The following is a 24,646-nucleotide window of genomic DNA, read 5'->3' on the forward strand; positions in this document are numbered from 1 at the left end:
ACTATGATAAATTATATCATTCTCACAGTGCTTGCGGCAGTCTGCCTTGCAAGCATAATAACAGTGGGCGCCGAGCCCTTTGTGCCGAAAAATACAGATGCGGGACGTGTTTTCCGCGCAGTAAGGATAAGGCTCCGGGAGAAGTCGCGTACAAGCTTCTGCGTATCTGCTGCGGTCATACTTATTTTCGGACTTGCGGCAGGAGACGATGAAAAGACAAAGCTTCTGGCTGCCCTTGCCATAATGCTGCTGACGCTGATAGTTCTCCACCCCGAGGACTTCCTCAGTGTTTTCAGACACCGCAGAAAGAAAAAGAAAGCAGTACGTCTGGGACTTACTCCACGTCTTGCGGGAGAGGTGCCAATGGCAAAGCTTGCAAAGGAGCTTGAACCTGTGCAGGTGCAGGCTGATAACGAGGAAGGAAAGGAATAATATGAGTATATATAAGTGTCCGCACTGCGGAGAAAAGAGCTTCAACCCAATAAGCAAGGCGATGTCGGGAACTATGAAGTCCAAGGGCAAGCCCTGTCCCAAGTGCGGAAAGCTCTGCGTAAACGGAAAGGGTGCTACCATATTCAGCGCCATATACTGCCTTATAGCATTTATTTTTGTAGTATATATCTTTGTTCACGGTATTGACACCGAGTGGATGTTTTTCCACGAAGCTCCTATGGTAATAGGACTTATACTTTCAATGTTTATCGTTCCGATGATAGCAAATGCGTTTTTCTTCAAGATGATGCCCTCTATCCGTATTGATTTAAACTCATGAATACACTGGGTATCTATATACATGTACCGTTCTGCGGCAGGAAGTGCGATTACTGCGATTTCTATTCCGTGAACTGGTCAAGCTCGGCAGCCGTGGACTACACCGCGGCTGTTCTGCGTAATATACGCCATTACAGCGATACGGCGCGGACTGTTGATACGGTATATTTCGGCGGCGGTACTCCGTCGCTGCTTACTGCAGAGCAGACAGGCAGTATCATCTCAGAGATACGAAGCTGCTTTGACCTTGACAGCAATGCGGAGATAACTCTTGAAGCCAATCCCTGCACCCTTAACGCCGTGAAGCTGAAAGAGCTCCGCAGTATAGGCGTGAACCGCCTGTCCATAGGGGTTCAGTCCATGATAGACGAGGAGCTGAAAATGCTGGGGCGGCTTCATACTGCCCGACGTGCGGAGCAGGCTGTGCTTGAAGCGGCAGAAGCAGGCTTTGAGAATATCTCCTGCGACCTTATGATAGCTCTGCCCGACCAGAAAACAGAAAGTATGCGGTATTCCGCAGAGAAGCTGGCTGCTCTGCCAATACAGCATATCTCCGCCTATATCCTCAACACCGAGAACGGCACTCCCTTTGATTGTGCGGAGATACGGGACAGGCTCCCCGACGAGGACGATACTGCGGAGCTGTATCTTGGAATGGTGGAGCTTCTGGAGAAGCGGGGCTTCATGCAGTATGAGGTGTCAAACTTCGCAAAAAAGGGCTTTGAGAGCAGGCATAACTGCCGCTACTGGAAGTGCATGGACTACCTCGGTATAGGACCTGCGGCCCACTCCTGCTATGAGGGGAAGCGCTTTGCAGTGGAGCGTGATATCGCGGCATTTATTGCAGATGATGTTCAGCAGGTCACTGTTACTGACGAAGCTCCCTGCGGCTTTGAGGAGTTCTCAATGCTCCGTTTAAGGCTGAAAGAGGGACTGCTCCTTGATGATGTAGAGGAGCATAAGGCGGATATACTGAGGAAGCTGCCGCCCCTTATAAATGACGGTTACGCAGAAACAGACGGTGAGAGGATATGGCTGACGCCAAAGGGCTTTCTCATGTCAAATTCGGTCATAGAGTATCTTGTATTTTGATCATTGCAACACTTTGGGTATGAGCTCCGTATGTGTATATAGAAAAGGGATATCCCTGTCATATACGAAAGGAGTGTTACTATGAAAAATATCAAAACTGTTATTGCTGCGGCATTGTGCGCAGGACTGGGACTCAGCTTCGCCGCTGTGACTGTGAATGCAGGTGCTGTGGAGACTGAGGAGAGCTCCGTGACTGAGGAGTATACGGGGACATTGCCTGCGGAAGCGACTGCTGTTACTACAACTACTGCTGTGACCGATAACGAAAAGGAGCTTCAGAAGCTCAGAGAAAAGGGCGAAAGAATGGTGGGTGAGTACACCCGACAGGAGAAGGTACTGCTGGGGGAGCTTGATGCTGATACACCCAGGATAACTCTTGAAGAAGCCGAGAATATCATTGAAGAATGCGGAAGCTTTAGAGAAATTATGAAAAAGGTCATGGATATCTGCAAATATCCCGACTACAACGGCGGAAGCGGTCTTTCTATTACTGAGTTCTGGCTGAATGATTCGGGAAGCAGCAAGCTCATGTTTGTTGTGGGCAATTTTGAGCAGATAGTTTATGTTGACCGCTCATACCTCGGCAATACCAAGGAGTTTAAATACCTCTACAATTCAAGGGATACCAAGGCTGAGGTACCTGTGAACAGCGGCTTGCTCACGTATAAGGTGTACAACGATATCCTGCCGGGTGATGTGAACGGCGACGGTGATCTCAATGTGGCAGACGTGGTAATGCTCCAGAGATGGGTGATCGGAGCTTCGGACGACCTTACAGACTGGCAGCTGGGCAATGTAGTTGAGGACGACAGGCTGGATACATTTGACCTTTGTGTGCTTAAACGCATGGTAGTCGAGTACATGAGAGATCGTGATCAATAGCTGAAAAACAGTAATACAGGGGCGGATATTATCCGCCCTTACAATATAATGCAGTAAGGAATTAGCTATGATAGTTATAAAAGAATTCAGTGCTGATATGCAGGAAGCGGCAGTCCGTTTCCTGACTGAGGTTTTCCCAGAGTCGGGGAAGAGCTTCGAGCTGGGTGGCAGGCACTCTGCTTATGCAGATATAAAGCAGAATTTTATGGGCTTCTGGTGCCTGCTGGACGATAACAGGATAATCGGGACTGCGGCAGTGAAAAAGCTCGGCGATAAGGTCTGTGAGCTCAAATGCATGTACCTGTACAGGGAGTACCAAGGACAGGGGCTGGGACGCAGACTTGCGGAAACTGCCATGAGCTTCGCAAGGGAGAAGGGCTTTGAGAAAATGGTTCTTGATACAGTATCGACTTATGAAAAAGCCCTGAGATTATATGAAAATCTGGGGTTCAGACCAATTGAAAGATACAACGACAATGAAAAGGCTGATGTGTTTATGATGAAAGAGCTTGATGCGGGGACGGTTGTACGTGAGATAACAGATAAGGATTTCGAGGGACTCATGCGCCTGTATATGGAGCTCCACGACAATCTGTTCCCCGAAAAGGACGATAGGGTAATGTCCATATGGGAGCGAATAGTCTCGGATAAAGATCACCATATCATAGTTGCCGAGGTGGACGGACGCATAGCGGCTTCATGTGTCTGCGTAATAATCCCCAATCTTACCCGCGGACAGCGTCCTTATGCCTTTATCGAGAATGTGGTCACGTCTGCTAAGTATCGTAGAAATGGGCTGGCTACTGCTTGCCTTGATTACGCTCGTGAGCTGGCGCGGAAAGAGAACTGCTATAAAATGATGCTGATGACAGGCTCAAAGGACAGTGGAGTTCTTGATTTTTACGAAAAAGCAGGCTATAACAGCAGCGATAAAACTGCGTTTATCCAATGGCTGTGAGGAGGAGTCCATGATACTGAGAAAATTTGAAGCAGCTGACGGATCTGCTATCCTCAGCTGGATAAAAAACGAAAGAGAGTTCAGAATGTGGAGCGCCGATCGATTCGAGGACTATCCCATAACTCCCGATGAGCTTGCTGTTCACTATGACAACTGCGAAAAAACGGGGCTTTTCTTTCCGTTTTCTGCTGCCGATGATTCGGGAAGTGTGGTCGGACATATGATAATTTGCTATACCGACAGCACGAAAGCAGAGGCGAGGTTTGGATTTGTTATCGTTGACAGTTCCCTTCGCGGACAGGGCATAGGCAGGGAAATGCTGGGACTTGCAAAGGAGTATGCTGCGAATGTTCTGCGTGTAAAACGAGTTTCGCTCGGAGTATTTGAGAATAATACTGCCGCGATGAATTGCTATAAGGCAGCAGGATTTATGGAATGCGCAGGTGCTGATGAATTCTTTGATGTTCTTGGCGAGCACTGGAAATGCATAGAAATGGCGCTGGATATCTGACATCTTTTATGATGTGACCAGCGGTATTGTTAAAACAAAAAAATATATCAGCTTTGGTTGACTTTTGTGACTGGCTGTGATATAATAATATAGTCGCAGATGATGTGATACTATATATCGCGGTGTGGAGCAGCTAGGTAGCTCGTCGGGCTCATAACCCGAAGGTCGTTGGTTCAAATCCAGCCGCCGCAACCAGAAAACACCCCAATGCTTGCTTGAGCATTGGGGTTATTTATTTGTATATAGCCAAAAATCACTCATTTTGTCACACGGAAATCTTTAGGTTCACATTGGCGGTTGTTCGTCGGCGAATCCGTCGGCAAGTATAGTTTTGCTGCTATACGTCGTCGGTAAGTCGTCAGATTCGACTTGGATATTTGGCTATTTTTCGAGAAAAGAACAGAATGCCAAGATTTTTTTGCTGTCGTCAGAAAGTTTTTGGGTGCAGAACCCTAAGATTCCTTACCAATTCTGTTTACTTAGGTTAATAGTTTGAAGCCGCTTTTCCACAAAACAGACAAAAGATCTTGTTTCCTCGGTAAACAAACTGAAATCAAAAAAATGAAGCATATCACAGTCATCAATTTATATGGTGGCATTTGTGGTATGCTTTTTCTTTTTCTATGTGTAATATCGACTTGTGGAAGGAGTCTTCCTGCCGACGACATTGACGACGGTGATTCATTGCGGTGGGGGGAATGGCATATTTTGTGTAAAGTAATCTTTCTTTGAGTTGTGGTAAAAGTGATGAACTATTATAAAATTTCTATATTGCTTTTTTAGAATTGACTATTCTTTTTAGGAAAGCTATAATTATATGTAGTAATAGAACCATTTGACCTAATAGATCAACATAAAAAAGTGTGATATATTTAGACATTATTGGACTGAATAAGATGATTTTCACTTATTGAATCGAAAATAAGCTTCCCAAAAAGGAGAGGAAAAATATGGATGAAAACAAAGCAGCTTCTTCAAAAGAAGGCGAAGAGAACATTGGAAAAGAAAAAAAAGCTAAAGAATATGTGGGTGTCATTTCAGATGTAATTACTAGAAGGAAAAGGTTTATAAAAGCTGAATCTCAATGTTTTGATTATTCATATTCAGTGATCATAGAGGTACTTATTGAAAAGGATGATGAATTTATAAAGGATATAATCACATTTGAGCGACGTGATCATACCAAAGGTATAAACGAGTTTCGAGATTTTATTATCGGTTCTGGAGCATTTCAATATAACGAAATTGGCAAGCTGGAACCTGATCTGGAAAAATTGTTAGGTAGGACATGTATAGTTGAATTAGTTGAAGACAAAGTTAAAAACACACAAATAGTTGATGAAGACGAAGTGCCAATAAAGAGATTAGATATAGATATTAATGGCAGAAAAGTATACATGATAAATGAAATTAATTCAAAACTCCATATTAAGATTGAAGATATATATATCAGCAATTCAATGCTAAATAAAATAATAATATCCCTCTGTAGCAATATTACAACTCAAGGCGACTCTGCTGGTTTTTCTGATCATATAACAAATGTTAACAAGAAAAAGAAAAGATTTTTAAAATCGATAGGCTTAAGTAACGATAGTATTTGTATAACGCTTAATGGAAAAAAATGTTACCAATTAGATACGGCTGCGATATTAATTGCGTACTTTCTATTTCCGCCGAGAACGAAAGACTCGTTTCCTATGAAGGTGATGAATGGTGAATTCAAAGATATAACCGGAAATCAATTGCTGGCTTTTTTAGATAAAGCAAGTGATGTCTCAAGAATACTTATATTATCAGCAAAATACTGTTATAGCAATCTTGACTTGTCTGATGATTACTATATCGTGAATGTTGAAAAAAAAATTAGAAAGCTATCTTCTGTGTACAAAGAAGTAGATCATGATAATTATAATGTAAATTCATTTACAAATTATTGCTATGATTATAACTCCGACAAATTCAATGAACTTGTTATGTATGCAAACATAAAAGCGCAACAAGAAGAACTCATTGACGATGTTTCAGAATTGGTAAATGGCTTTCTAAAGGAACATATTACAGAAAGAAACGATAGAAGTCAAGCAGATGATATATTTGATGCGTTGAGACCTATTGACATTCCGAAAGGAACAAATGAAGTTGATGTTCATACTATGATTTGTTTATATCGTGATATGGTTAATGATTTTTCTAAAAAGATAATAGATGCAACGATTACTATGAAGAAGTTTGTTCGTGAAAAAATATATAGGGATTTATTTAATGAAAAAGCAGATATTTTTAAGATAATTTTAAAATGTTTTGATGAATTAAATGATAAAGGCGAAAATGTTTACAAGAGCATAAAGAGATCTTGCGGTGAGAAGTACCTGGATGGTCTATATGAATATGTAAAAAAGTCTTGTTTTTCATACTCTTTTGAGAATAAAGATGATGACAAAGGATGATATTATTTTTCCGGAATTCTGAAAAGAATTCCGGCTTTTTGTTTTTTATGCTAACAGGTATTTGAATTGTTTTCAAATACCATTTTTTTATGCAGTTTAATATGGTAGAATCTATGTAGAGTTGAAAGACAACTCTTCGGTACCGATACGATAATAATAATTAATTCTCTCATCTTGCTTGCAAAGTCTGCAGTACTGCAAGTAAGATGAGAGGGAAAGGAAATATATATGATAATAATAAATGCTCTGGTCCGTATAGTTGCTATGAACGCAATTACTGAATTAAGTACGGGCTCAAAAGTTATTAACTTCACTGTTGTAAACAACCGCTATTGCGGCGGAGAAGCAACGACAGACACTTTCAGCGTGACTGCTTTCGGCAATACCGCAGAATTCATCGGTAAAAACTTCAAAGTTGGTCAACTCATAATGATCAACGGCACCCTTATTAACAACCACTACAAGGACAAGAACGGCAATATGCAGTATTCAGAAAAAATCGTAGCAAATGCTGTTGATTTTGCTGGCTATAACAAATCAGATATTACACAGGAGGAAAAAGAAAATGAATGAATTTAATAATTATGAGATGGACGCTCTTTCGGGAGTATCAATGGCTGAGTTAAATGCTGCTCTTGCAGCAAGTAACATGGAGGAACAGGTAGCAATGCCTGTTCCTGTAGAACTCACCTGTAACTGGGAAGAGGTACGTAAGTTTGTTGCTGCTATGATTCCAAAGGGAAACTTATTTGAGATAAGAAGCCTTCCGAAGTCAGGTGATCCAAGCTGGCGTGTATGCGTAATGAACACGCCGGAAGGTCTTGATGCTGCTTTTAGCGGATTGGCAGCTAAGGGATTGGATAAGTCACCGTTATATATGACGTTACAGGCGGTTCAGCAGGATGCTCAGTGCCTTCACAACTACGGCAAGGTAATTCCAAACAAGAGCTGTGTTAAGGATGCAGATATTGATCATTATCAGTGGCTGTACATTGATACTGATCCTAACCATCCTTCTGGAACGCAGGCAACAGATGAAGAAATGTCGCACGCTGAGGCAGTCGCTGAACAGGTCATGAAGTATCTTAGCGGCAAAGGTTTCCCTAAGCCAGTTTACGCATTCACAGGCAATGGACGTGCTATATATTATAAAATCGATATGCCTGCTGATACAGAGCATAAGCAGTTGATAAGTCGCTTCCTAAAGGCACTTAGCAAGAAATATAGCACCGTCGACGCTGAGATTGATACATCGGTATGTAATCCAGCTCGTATCACGAAGCTGATAGGCTGTCCTTCTTGCAAGGGTGAGAATACACCGGAGCGTCCGTATCGTATGAGTGAGTTACTAAGCGTACCTAACGAAGTAGGAGAAGTATCTGCTGAACAATTCCAGGCTGTAATTGATGAACTTGCACCTAAAAAAGAGTCTAAGAAGGCTATAAAGGCAAGAGAGGCTGCCGAGCAGCAGAAGACAGCAATGATAGTTGATGTTAAGGCATGGCTCGATAGCTATGACCTCGTATACAGAGAGTCCGAATTTGAAAATGACGGAAAGACCATTTACAAGTATGAGCTTGAAGATTGTCCTTTTGCTGAGCATGATAACAGTTATTGCTCCGCTGTTTTCTGGGAGTCAAGTGGTAAGACGGCATTCCACTGCTTTCATAATAGCTGTAGCGGACATACAATTCATGATATGCTTGCTAAATATCCGTTAATTGAGCAGTTACCCCTTATACTCGGCGAGAACGATAAGATAAAAATCTACAATAGTGTAGCAAGTGAGATAAGCTTAATCCTCTCCAACGACAACAGAAAATACGTTCTAAATAATAAGACAAAGGAAGTCCTCGCTTTCGATGGTATGGACTTTGATAACCTTATTATTCAAAAGGCTCAGCAGCAAGGCCTAATTATCTCAAATACTGCTGTTACAACACTTAAAGGCAACTTTAGAAGCAACTACGGTAAATACTCTATCCGTAGACCTGTTTCACGTCGTATAGCATATAGGGATAAAAACCTATACTATGCTATTAGCAGAGAAAATATTATTTCAATTTCCACAGAGAAGATTGAAAAATATAATGGTGAAGACGTTCTGTTCTATTACGGTGAGAATTATGTAGATCAGACCGTACCTGACCTTACATCGCCTGCATCAGCACTACCGGATTTGGTAAAGCAGTGCTTTAATATAAGTGATGAATATCTACTATGCTTCTTGGCACATCTCTGTACTTTATACATGCCTAATGTAAATAGTCCTATCCTTTTGCTATCCGGTGGTCAAGGAACAAGCAAGAGTACAACAGCTAAGAAAATCAAATCGCTTGTAGATCCAACTCACACAGATGTTATGAGTATGCCGGAGAAAGAGTCGGATTTGTATGCTTCTCTCTCAAGCGGATACCTCATAGCATATGACAATATAGCGGAAATCTCAAATTCTTTTTCAGACATATTATGTATTGCAGTTACAGGTGGTGTGGCTACAAAACGTCGCCTTTTTACAGATAATGACCTAGTTGAAGTCTCACTACATACAAACGTGATCCTCAACGGAATTGATAATGATATTGTTAAAAAGACTGATCTGGCGGAGAGATGCAATACTATCTACCTTGAGCGCATAAGACATCGCCTAACAGATAAGCAAGTATGGAATAATTTCGAATTAATAAAGCCGAAACTATTGGGATCCATCTTAAATACTATAAAGATCGGCTTGTCTTACGTCGATGAAATGATTGATACAATAGATGAATTGCCTCGAATGGCTGATTTCGCAGTATATGGTGCTGCAATGATCAAGGCTATGGGACAGAATTATAATGAGTTCCTATCCCAGTATATGCACAGCACTAACGAAATGCTTAGTGATCGTGCAGAATTAGACGATTTTGTAGTATTGATTAAACGATTCCTTAATTCAAATAGCGGATACTGGTGTAGTGGAGCTGAGGAGCTACTTAAGGAACTTCAAGCTTTTGCAGAGAGTAAACGTCTGTATATAGGCAAGTTTACATCAAATACGCTATCAAGGAAATTGAACTCTATGTACACAAGTTTAACGGCAGCTGGTATATCATTTGAGAGAGGCAGAGGAAGTGATAGGTATATTAAACTAACCAAGGAGGTTGAAAAACTTTCTTCACCTACGCTTGAGGAGTTGCTTGCTGACGATTGAATCTGCAGTATGAATTTCTGTGCTAATTGAATTGATGGGTTAATTTTTCTGAAGGCATACTGCGAAAAGAACCGGAACTTCCTGATTATGGAAGTTCCGGTTTTTTTGTGACACAATATGGAATACCGTCGATATCGTCGGTGATACGACGGTAAATTTGAATTACTGTCGCCAGATTTTTCGTATATTCAACCTAATGATTTCAGATGCGACGACAGTAACGACGGTAATTTTAGAAAAAATGACGTCAAAAATATTGCAAGATTTATTGTCAAAGAAGAAATTAATGCTATAATTTTTAGTGTTATTACTGATGATTGCGACGATGTTGAAAAATCAATTTGGAATTAGGAATTTACTGTCGTCAATATCGTCGCTATTATTGTCGTAAAAAATGTAGCCGTACCAATCGTAACTTTCAGATATGTATTATTATTCTGATAGAGCGACTTCCTGCTTTATTGAAAATTACATATACTGGAGGTTTTGAAATGGAAGAAAATGTAAGAGTCTGCGACATTTGCGGACGAGAGATCAAAGAGGAGGATGGTACATGGGTAGATGATCAGTTTCTATGTCAGGAATGCGTGGACGAGCATTGTACTACCTGCGACCACTGTGATGAAACTATCTGGATATCCGATACAGTGCAGGACGATGATATTACCCTTTGTCCAACTTGTTATGATGATCACTATCACCGCTGTGAATGCTGTGGAAGAATCATTCACGACAATAACACAAATTGGCATGGTGACTATCCTTACTGTGATAGTTGTTACGATGAATTCAATGACGAGATAGAAGAGTACAGCTATAAGCCTGAGCCTATATTCTATGGTGACGGTAAACGCTATCTTGGAGTAGAGCTTGAAGTTGACTGCGGCGGTAAAGACGACAATAATGCTGAGACTATCAAGGAAACTGCAAACACAAGACATGGGCATATATATATCAAGAGCGATGGAAGCCTTGACGACGGCTTTGAGATAGTGTCGCATCCTATGACTCTTGAATATCATATGAATGATATGGACTGGGAGTCTGTTATGCATGAAGCTATCAAAATGGGCTATCGTTCACACCAGACATCTACCTGCGGTCTGCATATACACGTTAACAGAAACGCTTTCGGAGATAATCAGTCTGAGCAGGAAGAAGTCATCGGAAAGATACTGTTCTTGATTGAAAAGCACTGGAATGAGATATTCACATTCTCACGCCGCAGCTCCTACAACATGAATCGTTGGTCGGCAAGATACGGCTACGAAAAGACAGGACAGGAGATTCTGAAAAAGGCTAAGTGCAGCGATCACGGCAGATACAGCGCAGTCAACCTTTGCAATTACAGTACAATTGAGTTTCGCCTATTCAGAGGTACATTAAAATACAACACATTTATAGCCACATTACAGTTTGTCGATACGATCTGTGATGTGGCTCTTTCTATGTCCCAAGTCGAGTTAGAAGAACTGTCATGGTCGGAACTTGTAAGTAACATTACATATCCCGAACTGATACAGTACCTTAAAGAGCGTAGACTGTACATCAATGATGAAGTTAATGCAGAGGAGGATATGTGATATGAACAAAGTTGAATACTACAAGAAGGCTTACCCTGTCGGTACACAAATCCGCCTGATACATATGGACGATCCATATTCTCCCGTGCCTGATGGAATGACTGGAACAGTTGCTTACGTTGACGATATGGGAACACTGCATATGAAATGGGACAATGGAAGAAGTCTCGGTATCTGTCCTGATGCAGACAGCTTTGAGGTTATTGGAAAGGAGACTGAGTGAAATGTGTGCAATTTTCGGATTTTTGGACTACGGAAAGAAAGTATCAGCAGGCACTCTGAAAAGACTTCTCAGGGCATTGTCGGTAGCAGCAGAAAGCAGAGGGATGGATGCAACAGGTATAAGCTATGTCAACAACGGAAACATTGTTACATTCAAGAAAGCCAAGCCTGCACATAAGGTCAAACTGTACTTTCCGAAGGACACAACGGCAGTCATAGGTCATACGAGATTCACCACACAGGGCAGCGAAAAGAATAACTACAACAATCATCCTTTTGAGGGTACAACGACTGACCACACATTTGCACTTGCTCATAACGGCGTTCTGTATAACGACAGGGAGCTTCGCAGGGAAAGAGCCTTGCCGGAAACAAAGATTGAGACAGATACATATATCGCCGTTCAGCTTCTCGAAAAGGAAAACATCGTTGACTGTAACAGCATAAAAGCTATGGCAGAGTCAGTAACAGGCAGCTTTGTCTTTACGATACTTCGGGACGATAACACTCTTTTTCTCGTCAAGGGCGATAATCCAATAACACTGCTTCACTTCCCTGAGTACGGACTGTATGTATATGCGTCAACAACAGCGATACTCAACGCCGCTATGAAAGCTGTAAAGTTTGCAGGAGTATGTGAGGAAGTGCCGGTTAATGACGGTGACATTATCCGCATCGACAGCGACGGCAAGCTTTCTGTAAGTACCTTTGAGCATATTCAGCTACATTACAACTTCGGCAGTTATCGTCTTTATGATTGGTATGATTTGTACGGCATTGAAAAAACTGACAAGGAGTATGAGAATGATCTTCTCATGATTTGCGGATGCTATGGCGTAGACGGAGAAGATGTTGAATTACTCTTTGAGTTTGGTTACAGCAGTGATGAAGTCGAAGAAATGTTAATGGATCATGACCTGTTTGAACAGGCTATGGAAGAGATCAAGACGCTGTATCAGCGTTAAAATAAAGGAGGAAAATATTATGGAATACTTTGTTGCAGGACTTATTATGACACTTGTTGTCGGAGGAGTTGCAATAGCACTTGAATACTATAATGGGAGAGCGAGAACTATATGAATGCTGCAATTGATCTGTTTCTAAGAGGCGTTTCATGTGCAATGGATATTCTCGCACTGTTTAAAAGGAGGAGGTAAAATGGTCAGGATAGATTCATTGGATGCACTTAAAAACATTGAAATATCGACAAATCTTAAAGATTATCTTACAGAGAAAGTTACTAATATTATCAAAGAATATAGTCTTGGTGATTTTAGTGATGTGTTTTCTGTAAGACTTCTTTCTGAGAGTGAATATGATTACTTTAACGAAAAGTATCTTGAATTCTTTGAAGAAATATTACTTGATAATGCAATATGGATTCATACAGTATGGGCGGCTTCCGACGGCTACAGTGAGGATATATACATACCTTATAGTGACGATGCAAAGGCTGCTATAGAAAAGAGGTGTCTGTGATGTTTGAAGGAGACAAGTATATGACCAGAGGCGTACATGAAAGCATTCCTACAGAGCTGCAATTGTTCATCTGGGAGGCTGTCACAAATATGCCTGCTCCTAAAGATTATTTCCAGGTCTTTGATTTGAAAATAGAAAACAGTATGCAGGTGATACATCATTATTCTGAGCAGCCTGAGTATGACAAAACCTACGTTCTTACCGTCGTCGAAAGACCAATAACTGCCAAAATTTATGTTATTGATGATTACTTTGAGGACGAGGATAAGCACATCGCCACCATGCTTTTAGCTGAGGAATACTGATGAAAAAATGATTCGGGAACAGTAAATTTTGTTCCCGAATTTTTTTATAATGGCACGCCGAACATTATGTTATAGATTATTATAAAGGAGGCTATATTATGCCATTTACAGCACATTTAAGAAAGAGAGAAGCAAAGTCTGGTATTACTACATATCAGATAGTAGCAGAGGAAGAAGCAGGGTACTCTACAGGAAAACGCAAGCGCTTTTACAGGACGGTTAAAGGCAGTAAGAAGGAAGCTGAGAAAGCTATGCATAACTTCATTAACGAGCTTGAAAATCGTACCTTTACCAAGGATAGTAAAATTACCGTAAAGGATTTTATTCATCAATGGATTGAACTGTATATTAAAGATCAGCTTTCTCCTACTACTGTTCAGCATTATGTTGTCCAGACTGAGAACTATATTATTCCGGTATTTGGTGATATGTATTTGCAGCAGGTTAAGAACATTGATGTTCAGAAGTGGGTATTCTCTTTGCAGAAGAAGTCTCCACTTACTGGTAACCCGATGGCTCCGAAGACTATAAAGAATATATTCCTGAATTTATCAGCAGCTATGAAGAAGGCAGTAATGTTGGAGCTAATACCTAAGAATCCTTGCGACAATATTACTATGCCGAAGCTTGAAAGATTTCATCCTGATGTATACAGTATAGAGGAGGTTGAGCATATGTTGGACTGCGCTAAAGGTACAAGTATGTATCTTCCGCTTATGATAGAGATATGTATAGGACTGCGCCGTGGCGAACTGCTTGCTCTGAAATGGAAGCATATTGACTTTGAAAATGGCTATCTCTCAGTTGAAGAGAACCTTGTTACTGTGAATAACGAGAGAATCACAAAAGCTCCAAAGACTCAGAGTGGTAAGAGGTCTATACAGATACCTGCTACGCTTCTTGCTCTGCTAAAGGATACCAAGGCAGAAAGAAAAGCTAATGGTAATGACTATATTATATGCCAGAAGGATGGTTCTCCATACAAAAGCGACTCCTTTACACAAAAGTTCCGCCGTTTCCTTGAAACTCAGGGTTTAAAGCATCTGAGATTCCATGATCTGCGTCATATTAACGCTACAATTATGCTATCTTTAGGCATTTCTCCGAAAGTTGCACAGGAGCGTTTAGGACACTCAAGTTATCAGGTCACTATGGATATCTACAGCCATGTACTGAAAAAAGTTGAGAAGGAAGCTGCTGAGAAACTGGATGAAGCTTTGTTTGAGAAACCATCGGCTTAAAGGATATTCCCATTAATCATATCGTATTGATTAATGGGAATATAAATTATTTAATAATAATATAGACTGTTGACACCTTGCGTTCTTTACAGTATAATAAAATAGTAATAATATAGTGATAGGTGATAATAATGACTAAACACCAGATAATTACCTCAAATAGTAATAGGTTGGATTTTATAGACAGTGGAAGTGTGAATTTGATAGTTACATCTCCTCCGTATCCTATGATTGAAATGTGGGATGACTTGTTTATTAGTCAGGACAGTACAATCAAAAAGGATTTTGAAGAAGGTAATGGATATTCTTCTTTTCTTAAGATGCACGCTCTTTTAAATGAAACATGGAAAGAGTGTGACAGGGTACTTGCCGATCACGGTTTTATATGTATTAATATAGGTGATGCTACAAGAACTTTAGGCGGAGAATTCCAGCTTTACTCCAATCATTCAAAAATCATAGAATTCTTTTCTTCACTTGGATACAGTGTTATGCCCGATATTCTGTGGAGAAAGCCATCTAACTCACCTAATAAATTTATGGGGTCTGGAATGTATCCTGCAGGTGCATATGTAACTTACGAACACGAATATATTTTGATATTCCGTAAAGGTGGAAAACGCACTTTTAAGGGTAAAGAAAAGGAGTACAGACAAAAAAGTGCTTACTTTTGGGAAGAACGAAATGTTTGGTTCTCTGATCTTTGGGAAGTAAAAGGAACTTCACAAGTTTTGAACAGTTCAACTGCTCGGAACAGAAATGCTTCTTTTCCTTTTGAAATACCATATAGACTTGTCAATATGTACTCTGCTGAAAACGATACAGTTTTAGATCCGTTTTGCGGTCTTGGTACAACTAATCTTGCTTGCATGGCTGCTCACCGAAATAGCATAGGTGTAGAAATTGACGAGGAGATCGCAAAAATGGCTCGTGAAAGGTTGAATATTTCTGCAACCGAGCTTAACAAGATCATAAATAACCGTATTTCGGCACACTTGAGTTTTATTGCTTCTCTTCCTGAAGAAAAGAAAGAGAAGTGTTATCATAATGAGTTACATAGATTCCCAGTTAAAACAAAACAAGAAACCGCAATATACATTTCAACTGTTTCAAATCTGGTATATAGCGATGATTTAGTTACTTGTGAATACATATAATAAGAATGGACTGCTACTCGTATAGAATAGCAGTCCACTTTTATTCTTCAATTTCGACTGTAATACCTGTTTTCTGAGTCAATCCCAAATTCTGTGTAAACGCAAAATAGTGCAATAGAATGGTGTATGATGAGACCGATTGTGAAAGCATTCGGTCTTATCTGCATATTAGCACATGATTATTTGATTGTCAAGATAAAAGTGTTATTCCGGGATCCTGTCGCCGTAATAGATCACAAGCTGAGCATAGATCTGGCTCCAGTCCTGACGGCGGCCTGTCCATTTTTTTGTGATGTCCTTCATAGCCAGATACAGCATCTTGAAAAGGCTGTCATCTGTCGGAAATACGGACTTGGCCTTAGTCACTTTCTTCAGCTGACGGTTGAACCCTTCTATGGTGTTGGTCGTATAGATCAGCTTTCTGAGTTCCTGAGGGAACTTGAAATATGTACTGAGATTAGGCCAGTTTTCATACCAGGACTTTGAGATCTTTGGATATTTGCTGTCCCAGGCAGCTGCAAAGGAATCAAGAGCATCCAGAGCAGCTTCCTCGTCAACTGCAGTATAGACCTTTTTCAGATCTGCCATAAGAGCCTTGATATCCTTGTAAGAGACATATTTGCTCGAATTTCTGAGCTGATGAATTATGCAGTTCTGGATATCAGTTTTCGGAAATACAGCCTCTATGGCCTGAGAGAAGCCTGTCAGGTTATCGGTGCAGGCGATAAGAATATCATCAACGCCTCTGTTACGCAGGCTATTAAGTACGCCTGCCCAGAACTTGGCGCTCTCATTTTCACCTACCCACATACCGAGAACGTCCTTCCTGCCGTCCATATTAACACCTATGGCTATGTATACAGCCTTCTTGATGATCTGTCCCTCGCTGCGGACATGATAGTGTATAGCGTCGAGAAATACAACTGCGTATACGTTTTCAAGCGGTCTCTGCTGCCATTCTTTGGCTACAGGGAGCACTTTATCTGTGATACGGCTGACGGTAGTATCGGATATTTCCAGACCGTAAATATCACGGATATGATCTTCGATATCGGACGTGGACATACCCTTGGCGTACATGGAAATTATCTTGTTCTCCATATCCTGAGATATGCTTGTCTGATTCTTAGGCAGTATCTTTGGTTCAAATTCGCCGTTTCTGTCACGAGGCACTTCGATATCCACCTTGCCCACACTGGTGCGAAGAGTCTTCTTGCTGTGACCGTTACGGCTATTATCAGTTTCCTTGTTCTTAACGTCATACGGCTCGTAACCGAGCTCAGAATCAAGCTCTGATTCAAGGCTCCCTTCCATAAATCCAGCAAGTGCTTCCTTGAACAGTTCCTGAATATCATCCATGCTCTGGATATTCGCTGCCGACAGAAAATCGCTTATCAGCTCTCTTCTTGCACGCTGCTCTTCTGTTTCATTTCTTCGTCTTCTGCTCATAATTAAAACCTCCGAAGTAGTGTCTCTTCTATTATACACTACTTCAGAGGTTTACACAAATTTTAGGATAGACTCTGTTTTCTTTTTGGTATAATAGATCATTTTCACATTTATGTCATCAGATATACTACGTGCATTTGTTGATTTAAAAGTATCTGGCTTTACAGAATAGGCAGTATCTCCGACAAATCCATCTATACCTTTAGATTCTTCTTCTGCCGTTGCAAGACGATAAGGAAGTCCAAGTATTGTGGAAAGTCGTTCAAGAATTGCTTGTTGGAAGTATAACCCGTTGTACGTTTTGGTGATAACCAAATCCTCCACCCAATTCTTTACCATATCTTTATCAATAAGTACTATGGCATTCTTGAGGTTTTCAATTTGTTTCCAAATCTTATCGGTGGCATCATTTACAGCATTAGGATATTTTGATAAATACCATTCTTCCCATTTTTCAATTGTTACTTCGTCGGTTCCGTTTTCAAACTCTGGAAATAGGTCGGATAATTTACCTACAACTTTAGGACGAGTACCCTGGGCGTTTTGATTTGCCCAGTTTATTAACTGAGAAGTATATTTTGGAAATTCAGGAGAGTCAGCTCCATTTAACGCTAAGAGCTCTTCGTTCTTTATATTAATAATCATTTTTTATCTCCCTTATAGTTTTGGGTGATTATATCTTTCCTTTTATTAATCCCTTCAATGCGCTTGTCTAACGAAGTCATATACTCTTCATATTCAGTATCATTGGATATTAAATAATATCCTCGATTGCTGGCGGCTAAAGGTAATCCATATGTTTCAGCTGCTTGTAACAATAAATCACGTGTAAAAACATGAGTATCGTCTTCAGAAACACCGATAATGTCAGCAATTTTAGCGGATGATATTGCGTTCTTTTTTCCAACGTGTTCTTCTAAGATTTTTTTGATCTTGTCTATCATTTTTTTCTCCCATCTACTATTTAGATATTGTATTATAGTTTGATATTATTAAATAACATCATCTATGTGAATAAATGACTATAATCATATATATATTATACGCTGTTGTATATGAAAAAGCAAGGACATTTTAAATGATATGATTAATATATTATATTTAACATAGATGGTGCGTTGCAAAAATTGGCGATATTTCTTTCGGAGTATTGAAATTGATTTGAATATGATATATAATATGAGCAAAGAGATTTGTATAAGCAATTAGTAGTCAAGTTAACGATGACCAAGTTATTAGATTGAGTGCTTATAATTATTTTGTATAGCAGTATATAGGGAAACTAATTTATAAATACTATTTTGGGAGAAGAATGATGGAAGTAATAACAGCAAGCAAATTAGAAAGTTTGAGCGTTGAACAAAAACGAAAGTTTCAGGGATTACTTCCTGAATTGGTTAAGAGACTTATAATCGATAGTGTATCGGATTTGTCATATATAAGGATTCCTGGATGCGATGATATTTGGACTCCTGGGTTTGATGGAATAGTCGAATGTAAGCAAGGTTCTTTATATGTTAACGCTGGGAAAAGTATTTGGGAATTTGGAAACGTCGGTGATTCTTTATCCAAAGTTAATTCTGACTATGAGAAACGTACAAAGAATTCTTTAGGACTTGACAAAAAAGAGACTAATTACTACGCAGTTATACCTAAAATATGGGCATTTGATAATCAAAAGTGCTCCATTACGCAATGGAAAGCAGATAAGAATGATTGGAAAGAAGTAAAAGTCTATGATGCAATAGTATTATGTGAATGGATCAATAAAAGTCCAACAGTATTAGCTTGGCTTTTTGAGAAATTATATGAAGGAGAAAGCTTAGATTTTACTACAGTAAGTAAGGCATGGGAAATATTTTCCAGAAAAACAGAACCTCCATTTTCTAAAAGCCTGTTTACAAATGGCAGAGATAATAAAAAGAGAGATTTTTATCAGCTTCTATGTGAGAACGAGATTATTAAAGTGAAAAGTAAAACCAGTATGGATTCATTTGGATTTTGTCTTGCAAGTATAATGGCATCAGATGATCTGAAAAATAGCGTGATTGTTGTTAATGATGTTAATTCCTATAAGAAAGTGAGCGAAGTTTGTAAAAATAAGATTATTCTTTTAAAGCCTATGGAGATTGAGAGTTTTATCGAAGGCAATAAAACTATTATGTGCTATAATAACATGGCAACAAGTATTGAACCAGATGTATTATTAGCGCCTTTAAAGATAAAAGAGTATCTTTCTGCCCTGAAAGATATGAAGATTAATGAAAATGAGTTAGAAGATTATTATTATCATACACATGGTGAATTATTTGCTCTTGTTAGAAAAATTCCAGGATTAAGCAATCAATATGCTCCGAAATGGAGCAGCGATATAGATGTAAAACTCCTTTATCCATTATTATTTCTAAGAAATATCGATATTAGAAGCGAAGTAGATAAACACTTATGTGAACTGTTAAGTGGTGAAAAATTTGAGAGGATTCTTTCAAAATATGGCGATTTTTATAAGCTTGACGATTCACCAATCAAAAAAATTGAAAATATATATTCTATTGTGAGTTATGAAGAAACATGGAATGTGTTATCGCCTGATGTTTATGGTAATGAAATAAAGAAACTTACAGAGATCTTGTTAAAAATTACAGATATCTGTTCTGGTAAGGATAATGACGAATTTCAAATGAAGTATAGTGCGAAAAAGTATATTTATAACATATCGCTAAATTACCTGTATTATTCATATTCTTATTCAGATAGTGATACGCTTAAAGGTTACATTGATAGTATTCTTAAAAAAATCTGGGATACAGATGAATTGTTATCGTTTTTAAGGATATATGCTGAGGCGGAACCAGAATTAGTTTTGAATATACTTGAGGAAGATTATAAATCTGAGAATAGCCACATTAAAAGGATTTTCAGCTATACTGGATACGGAAGTAATTATATTCATATTTTAAGTGCTATAAATATTCTTGTATCATCAAAAAAATGTCGAATAAGGGCGTGCAACCTTTTGTTTGAACTATGTAAGATAAAGACTGATTACTTTTGGAACAGTAAGCCTATGGAATCACTTTTAGATGCGCTTTGGCTGCTGAATAATGAAGGCTATCTTACCTTGAGCGAAAAGAAAAGACTAACTTTAAAGTATCTTGAAGACGAGAACATTGGGATTGAGTTAGCCTTTGAGCTTTTAAAAAAGAGAGACTCGATTAGACATATAAGAATTGGAAGCCCAAAAGTACAAACACAGGATATAAATATTAAAGAGTATTACGAAGCCGTTCATGCGATTTCTTCAGCTTTAGTAAGAAAAATAGTAGTAAAGAAGGATATTGATTATATTATAAAAACTATAAGTTGCTCTTTTTATTTCCCAATTGAGGCAATACAGATGATTCTTAATGAAGTTATAAATGCTGAATATGAATTTATTGATAAATTAAAAATACTCTATGCCATCAGATACAAAATATATATGTTTAGAAAACTCAAAAAAAATGAGTATGCTGATTATATTAAACTATACGAAGAGTTTATTGAAGAAAGCGAAAGAAGAAAATGGGATGAAGATAAGATGTATTTGTACTACGAGCATCATTATGATTGTCCCATACTTGAGTCGCCATATCTGAATGATGATATTAAATACCGTGAAAGAGAAGAGTATAACTACAAATATAGAATTACTGCCTTAAATACAATGTATCCTAAAGATAAAGGAGAAAGGATAAATACAGCGATTCAGCTAATGGCAAATGAACCTATATGGGGGAATCTTATAGCAGAATCAAATTATAAGAATAGCTATGAAATTGTAATTCGAAGTGCAATTGAGAATGAAAAATACTGTTTGTTAAGCGGATTTCTTGATAATATTGAGCCACAAATAGCATATAGCAAAATAAAAGGATTGTCTAAGAAAGTGAAAAAAACAATCTTATCAAATATGCATAATAAAGAAATAGCTTTATTATTAGAAGATGAAGAGTTAGAATCATTTTATTGGTCAGGTAAGGTTATGAGAGATTATTCTGATTATGAATTTGAGCAGTTAATGAAATATAATCCTGAAGGATTGTTATGGTATTATATATGTGTTGAAAGAAGAAATGCAATTGAAAACAAGGATACTATTTTCAATATACTATCTGCGATAATTGAATTGAATAAGAATAATGGAAAACTTGTTTTAGAAGAACAAGATTTGATAAAAAAGTTTTTTACTGAACTGGATAATTATTCTTTTTATTCTGTAGAATATGCGATCATATGCCTTAGGTTATCAAAGTATAATTATAATAATAGAATATTTGAATGTGTAAAGAAATACTACTACGATTATCCAGAGAATATATGTCAAATTATTAATGAAAGATCAGACGAGTATTTTGAAGATTATGAATTCGAAAGATACTATGAATTACCTGTATGCGCGTTTGATAGCTATGAGGATTTAAGATCATTCATTCAGTTTATAATTGATAACGTTAATGATGATTGCAAATCTTTAGCCTATGAGCTGATTGGAAAAATACTGTCAAGAGCGTTAGATGAAGGCGTTACTACAAAGAATAATACTATTTTCAAATATATAGATAACCATAGTAATAGAAATATTGATACAGGGTTTGTTTTGGGATATGATTCGTTGAATCTTGTTAGAACAGTTGAAGACGGATCTGATCAGAAAAGAATATATGATACTATAAATAGTGTAGCTGAGGATATTGATTTTGAATTTCCACATTCAGCTTCGTTATTGCGAGAAATCTCAAAACAGTATCTTTTTAATTCTAAGACTGATTTTATTACGTCAGAGTTAGGTTATGAAGTTTTATGATAGAAATGATTTGAAGACTGTTATTTTTGAAAGAGAGTTTGAAGATGATAGTTATTACAAGTGGTATCTTAACGTTAATTTGCTGTAATAGGTGGGACAATTTAAACTGCGATGAAGTGAAGAAACTGATCCTTACTTAAAACTATACATAAAAGGAGATTGTTTGTATGTTTCCGTTCTATCTACCGAAAAAAAGATATTTATATGCTCATAATCCTTCGCAAGATAGAGAGTTTTACTTTCCTTTAACGGGCATAGATATTTCACAACCGTTAAAAATAGGTAAATGTGAAATAATTCCAGTTTCAATGCTTAAAGAGACAATTAACTTTCCTCAATTAATGACATCTCATATATCATGCATAGCTAAAACGATTGTAGATGTTTCAGAAAAATGGGAAAGTGCCTGTGATAATTATTCGATAGCATTACAATTGACTAAGCAAAGTATCGGCGCTTTATACCTTGCATTTTATAATTCGAAGAATAGATGCGATTATAGCAGAAGAATAGTTATTAGTAATATTGGTAAACACGAATTAGATGAAGGGCTTGTTATCTACAAAACTGAAAGATTACTAAATAACTATTCTGACATTTCGAAGACACTCTGTTTTAACAACGATGACCAGACTGATTTATTTTCAAGTAGTATAAAAGTAATTGATTCAAAAATGGATAGCTTTTATTCTCAGGACTGTGAATACGGAAATAAAATATTAAAAGCATTAGAAATTCTGTATTGTATAAACAATGAGATCTATTCTAATGAACGAATTTTAAAAATATGTGCAGCAATTAATATGCTCTTTAAAGATAATTCTGGAAAGGAAATTGATTCAAATTGGATTGCATCTCAATTGAATCAATTGTTTAATTATTTTGGCATAGATATAAAAGGGAAAGTACCTGACGAACTGATAGATGATTATTTTTCCAAAACTAAGTATACCGCTTTATTTGTTGATGAGTATAAAAAAATAAGAAATAACTTTATGCACGGTATAATTGAATTATACAAAGAATTTACAGTTATAAATTCTGTTGACTATTTTTTCTATATTATATCTCTGTATGAGTTGATAAACATTATGATTGGCAAAGCAGAATTCCAATCTTTGACTAATACTGATGAGTTTATTCAAACACTTATAAGCAATAATAAGAATCATTCGAATAAGTAATCTCAATGAAGAGGAGTGAATAGCATATGATTGAAGGAAAATTTAAAGGCATTGCTTCTTATCCAGGTAATCCAAACTGGGATAAGCATATTGAACGTCAACAGGAACTATATCAAAGAGAAAATGATATTCGTACTGAATATGAGAGAGATTACACGCGTATACTTCACTCTCTTGCTTATAGAAGACTTAAACATAAAACACAGGTTTTCTTCAATATAGACAACGATCATATCTGTACAAGAATGGAGCATGTTCAGCATGTTGAATCGGTTAGCTCAACGATAGCATCATATTTAGGGCTGAATACAGAGTTAACCCGCGCAATTGCTATGGGGCATGATTTAGGTCATGCCCCGTTTGGGCACGAAGGAGAGGTTGAACTTACAAATATTAGGAAACAATTCTCTTTAGGAAAATTCTGGCATGAACAGAACGGACTTCATATGGTAGATGATATAGAACTTTTGGAAGATAATAATTATTGCTCAAGAAATCTTAACCTTACATATGCTGTAAGAGATGGAATAATCTCACACTGTGGCGAAGTGGATGAAAACGGTATTTTTCCGAGAGAAGAAACTATTGATCTGACAGATTTTAAAAGTCCAGGTCAGTATCAAGCGTACACATGGGAAGGATGTGTGGTTAAAATTGCTGATAAGATAGCTTATCTTGGAAGAGACATCGAGGATGCAATTCGAATGAAGTTCTTAAGTCGAAAGGAACTCTTAAAACTCGCTAATATTTCTAAAAAGTACAATGAAAAGGTTATTAATACAACTGTAATAATGCATAATTTCATAATAAGTATATGTGAGAATAGTTCACCTGAATGTGGTATTCGGTTAAGTGAACAGCATAATAAAATGCTTAAAGAAATCAAGGACTTTAACTACAAATACATCTATCTAAATAAGCGTTTTGAAGTATACAGAAACTATACAGCATTGATAATAAGAAGTATATTTGATGTACTGTTTAATGCTTACAGTAAGGAGAAAACTATTGAAAATTTGTATAAGCTGAAAAAGACTTATCCAACAATTGTAGGGGATTTTCTGAATCATATAAATCAGTATATTCATTTAGAGATGATAAGAAGTAAAGATCAGAAAAGATACACCAGACATATCAATAATAAAATATACTATGATATAGGAAATGAAATAGTATATGTGCAAGCTATTATAGATTTCATTTCTGGTATGACCGACAGATATGCGATTTCAGCTTTTAATGAGCTTATAAAATACTGACTTGTATTAATAGTGGTATTGGTATTTTAAATTTCTCTAATTATAATAAAACTAAGATTATGTT

General features: G+C 37.8%; 22 protein-coding genes, 1 tRNA gene and 1 pseudogene. 21 read left to right on the top strand and 3 right to left on the bottom strand.

Annotated features, from left to right (window positions below; genetic code table 11):
* Positions 1-3 precede the first annotated feature (3 nt).
* The 18 genes and pseudogenes from N774_RS0113945 to N774_RS0114030 all read left to right on the top strand — a co-directional run bounded on the left by N774_RS0113945 (position 4) and on the right by N774_RS0114030 (position 15,844).
* Entirely contained in the window at positions 4-432 is a 429-nt protein-coding gene (locus N774_RS0113945) for a hypothetical protein (RefSeq protein WP_024861831.1), read from the top strand.
* Position 433: 1 nt separating this feature from the next.
* A complete protein-coding gene (locus N774_RS0113950) occupies positions 434-772 on the top strand; it encodes a hypothetical protein (RefSeq protein WP_024861832.1) in 339 nt (112 codons plus the stop codon).
* Positions 769-1,863, top strand: a complete 1,095-nt coding sequence (gene hemW / locus N774_RS0113955; RefSeq protein ID WP_024861833.1) for a radical SAM family heme chaperone HemW — start codon at positions 769-771, stop codon at positions 1,861-1,863. Before N774_RS0113950 ends, hemW begins: the two co-directional genes overlap by 4 nt.
* 81 nt (positions 1,864-1,944) lie before the next feature.
* On the top strand, positions 1,945-2,745 hold the full coding sequence (locus N774_RS0113960; protein ID WP_024861834.1) for a dockerin type I repeat-containing protein: 801 nt from the start codon (positions 1,945-1,947) through the stop codon (positions 2,743-2,745).
* A 97-nt stretch (positions 2,746-2,842) separates the two neighbouring features.
* Positions 2,843-3,214, top strand: a pseudogene (locus N774_RS19995) (GNAT family N-acetyltransferase); the annotation flags it as partial.
* A 30-nt stretch (positions 3,215-3,244) separates the two neighbouring features.
* Positions 3,245-3,703 carry a GNAT family N-acetyltransferase gene (locus tag N774_RS19265; RefSeq protein WP_037281040.1) on the top strand — a complete coding sequence of 153 codons (459 nt, stop codon included), beginning with the start codon at positions 3,245-3,247 and terminating at the stop codon, positions 3,701-3,703.
* Positions 3,704-3,713: 10 nt separating this feature from the next.
* On the top strand, positions 3,714-4,214 hold the full coding sequence (locus N774_RS0113970) for a GNAT family N-acetyltransferase (RefSeq protein WP_024861836.1): 501 nt from the start codon (positions 3,714-3,716) through the stop codon (positions 4,212-4,214).
* A gap of 118 nt (positions 4,215-4,332) precedes the next feature.
* A tRNA-Met gene (locus N774_RS0113975) sits at positions 4,333-4,409 on the top strand.
* 755 nt (positions 4,410-5,164) lie between these two features.
* The gene (locus N774_RS0113980) at positions 5,165-6,664 is read left to right on the top strand and encodes a hypothetical protein (RefSeq protein ID WP_024861837.1); all 1,500 of its coding nucleotides are present in this window, start codon (positions 5,165-5,167) and stop codon (positions 6,662-6,664) included.
* Between the two features lie 228 nt (positions 6,665-6,892).
* Complete coding sequence (locus N774_RS0113985) at positions 6,893-7,237, top strand: single-stranded DNA-binding protein (protein WP_024861838.1); 345 nt, start codon at positions 6,893-6,895, stop codon at positions 7,235-7,237.
* Positions 7,230-9,857, top strand: a complete 2,628-nt coding sequence (locus tag N774_RS0113990; protein WP_024861839.1) for a hypothetical protein — start codon at positions 7,230-7,232, stop codon at positions 9,855-9,857. The genes N774_RS0113985 and N774_RS0113990 overlap by 8 nt, the downstream gene beginning before the upstream one ends.
* A gap of 491 nt (positions 9,858-10,348) precedes the next feature.
* Entirely contained in the window at positions 10,349-11,440 is a 1,092-nt protein-coding gene (locus N774_RS0113995) for an amidoligase family protein (RefSeq protein ID WP_024861840.1), read from the top strand.
* Between the two features lies 1 nt (position 11,441).
* A complete protein-coding gene (locus tag N774_RS0114000; RefSeq protein WP_024861841.1) occupies positions 11,442-11,663 on the top strand; it encodes a DUF4314 domain-containing protein in 222 nt (73 codons plus the stop codon).
* Between the two features lies 1 nt (position 11,664).
* Positions 11,665-12,627: a class II glutamine amidotransferase gene (locus N774_RS0114005; protein ID WP_024861842.1), complete on the top strand. Its 963-nt coding sequence runs from the start codon at positions 11,665-11,667 to the stop codon at positions 12,625-12,627.
* 193 nt (positions 12,628-12,820) lie between these two features.
* Entirely contained in the window at positions 12,821-13,141 is a 321-nt protein-coding gene (locus tag N774_RS0114015) for a hypothetical protein (RefSeq protein ID WP_024861843.1), read from the top strand.
* 20 nt (positions 13,142-13,161) lie between these two features.
* On the top strand, positions 13,162-13,446 hold the full coding sequence (locus tag N774_RS0114020) for a DUF960 family protein (protein WP_242836637.1): 285 nt from the start codon (positions 13,162-13,164) through the stop codon (positions 13,444-13,446).
* A 98-nt stretch (positions 13,447-13,544) separates the two neighbouring features.
* Positions 13,545-14,687, top strand: a complete 1,143-nt coding sequence (locus tag N774_RS0114025; RefSeq protein WP_024861845.1) for a tyrosine-type recombinase/integrase — start codon at positions 13,545-13,547, stop codon at positions 14,685-14,687.
* A gap of 131 nt (positions 14,688-14,818) precedes the next feature.
* A complete protein-coding gene (locus N774_RS0114030) occupies positions 14,819-15,844 on the top strand; it encodes a DNA-methyltransferase (protein ID WP_037280314.1) in 1,026 nt (341 codons plus the stop codon).
* Between the two features lie 204 nt (positions 15,845-16,048).
* Here the strand turns inward: N774_RS0114030 and N774_RS0114035 are convergent, their stop codons facing one another.
* From N774_RS0114035 to N774_RS0114045, 3 genes are read right to left on the bottom strand one after another with little or no spacing between them, the layout of a single operon-like run.
* A complete protein-coding gene (locus N774_RS0114035; protein WP_024861852.1) occupies positions 16,049-17,293 on the bottom strand; it encodes an IS256 family transposase in 1,245 nt (414 codons plus the stop codon).
* A gap of 51 nt (positions 17,294-17,344) precedes the next feature.
* Positions 17,345-17,938 carry an MjaI family restriction endonuclease gene (locus N774_RS17550; RefSeq protein WP_037280316.1) on the bottom strand — a complete coding sequence of 198 codons (594 nt, stop codon included), beginning with the start codon at positions 17,936-17,938 and terminating at the stop codon, positions 17,345-17,347.
* A complete protein-coding gene (locus N774_RS0114045) occupies positions 17,935-18,237 on the bottom strand; it encodes a hypothetical protein (RefSeq protein WP_024861847.1) in 303 nt (100 codons plus the stop codon). The genes N774_RS17550 and N774_RS0114045 overlap by 4 nt, the downstream gene beginning before the upstream one ends.
* Before the next feature lie 371 nt (positions 18,238-18,608).
* On the opposite strand from N774_RS0114045, the gene N774_RS0114050 reads away from it, so the two are divergent.
* The 3 genes from N774_RS0114050 (at position 18,609) to N774_RS0114060 (ending at position 24,582) form a co-directional block, all read left to right on the top strand.
* Complete coding sequence (locus N774_RS0114050) at positions 18,609-22,139, top strand: hypothetical protein (protein WP_024861848.1); 3,531 nt, start codon at positions 18,609-18,611, stop codon at positions 22,137-22,139.
* Between the two features lie 167 nt (positions 22,140-22,306).
* A complete protein-coding gene (locus N774_RS0114055; RefSeq protein ID WP_024861849.1) occupies positions 22,307-23,323 on the top strand; it encodes a hypothetical protein in 1,017 nt (338 codons plus the stop codon).
* Between the two features lie 26 nt (positions 23,324-23,349).
* A complete protein-coding gene (locus N774_RS0114060; protein WP_024861850.1) occupies positions 23,350-24,582 on the top strand; it encodes a deoxyguanosinetriphosphate triphosphohydrolase family protein in 1,233 nt (410 codons plus the stop codon).
* Positions 24,583-24,646: the final 64 nt, after the last annotated feature.

It is taken from the genome of Ruminococcus flavefaciens AE3010 (genome assembly GCF_000526795.1).
Classification (GTDB): domain Bacteria; phylum Bacillota; class Clostridia; order Oscillospirales; family Ruminococcaceae; genus Ruminococcus; species Ruminococcus flavefaciens_D.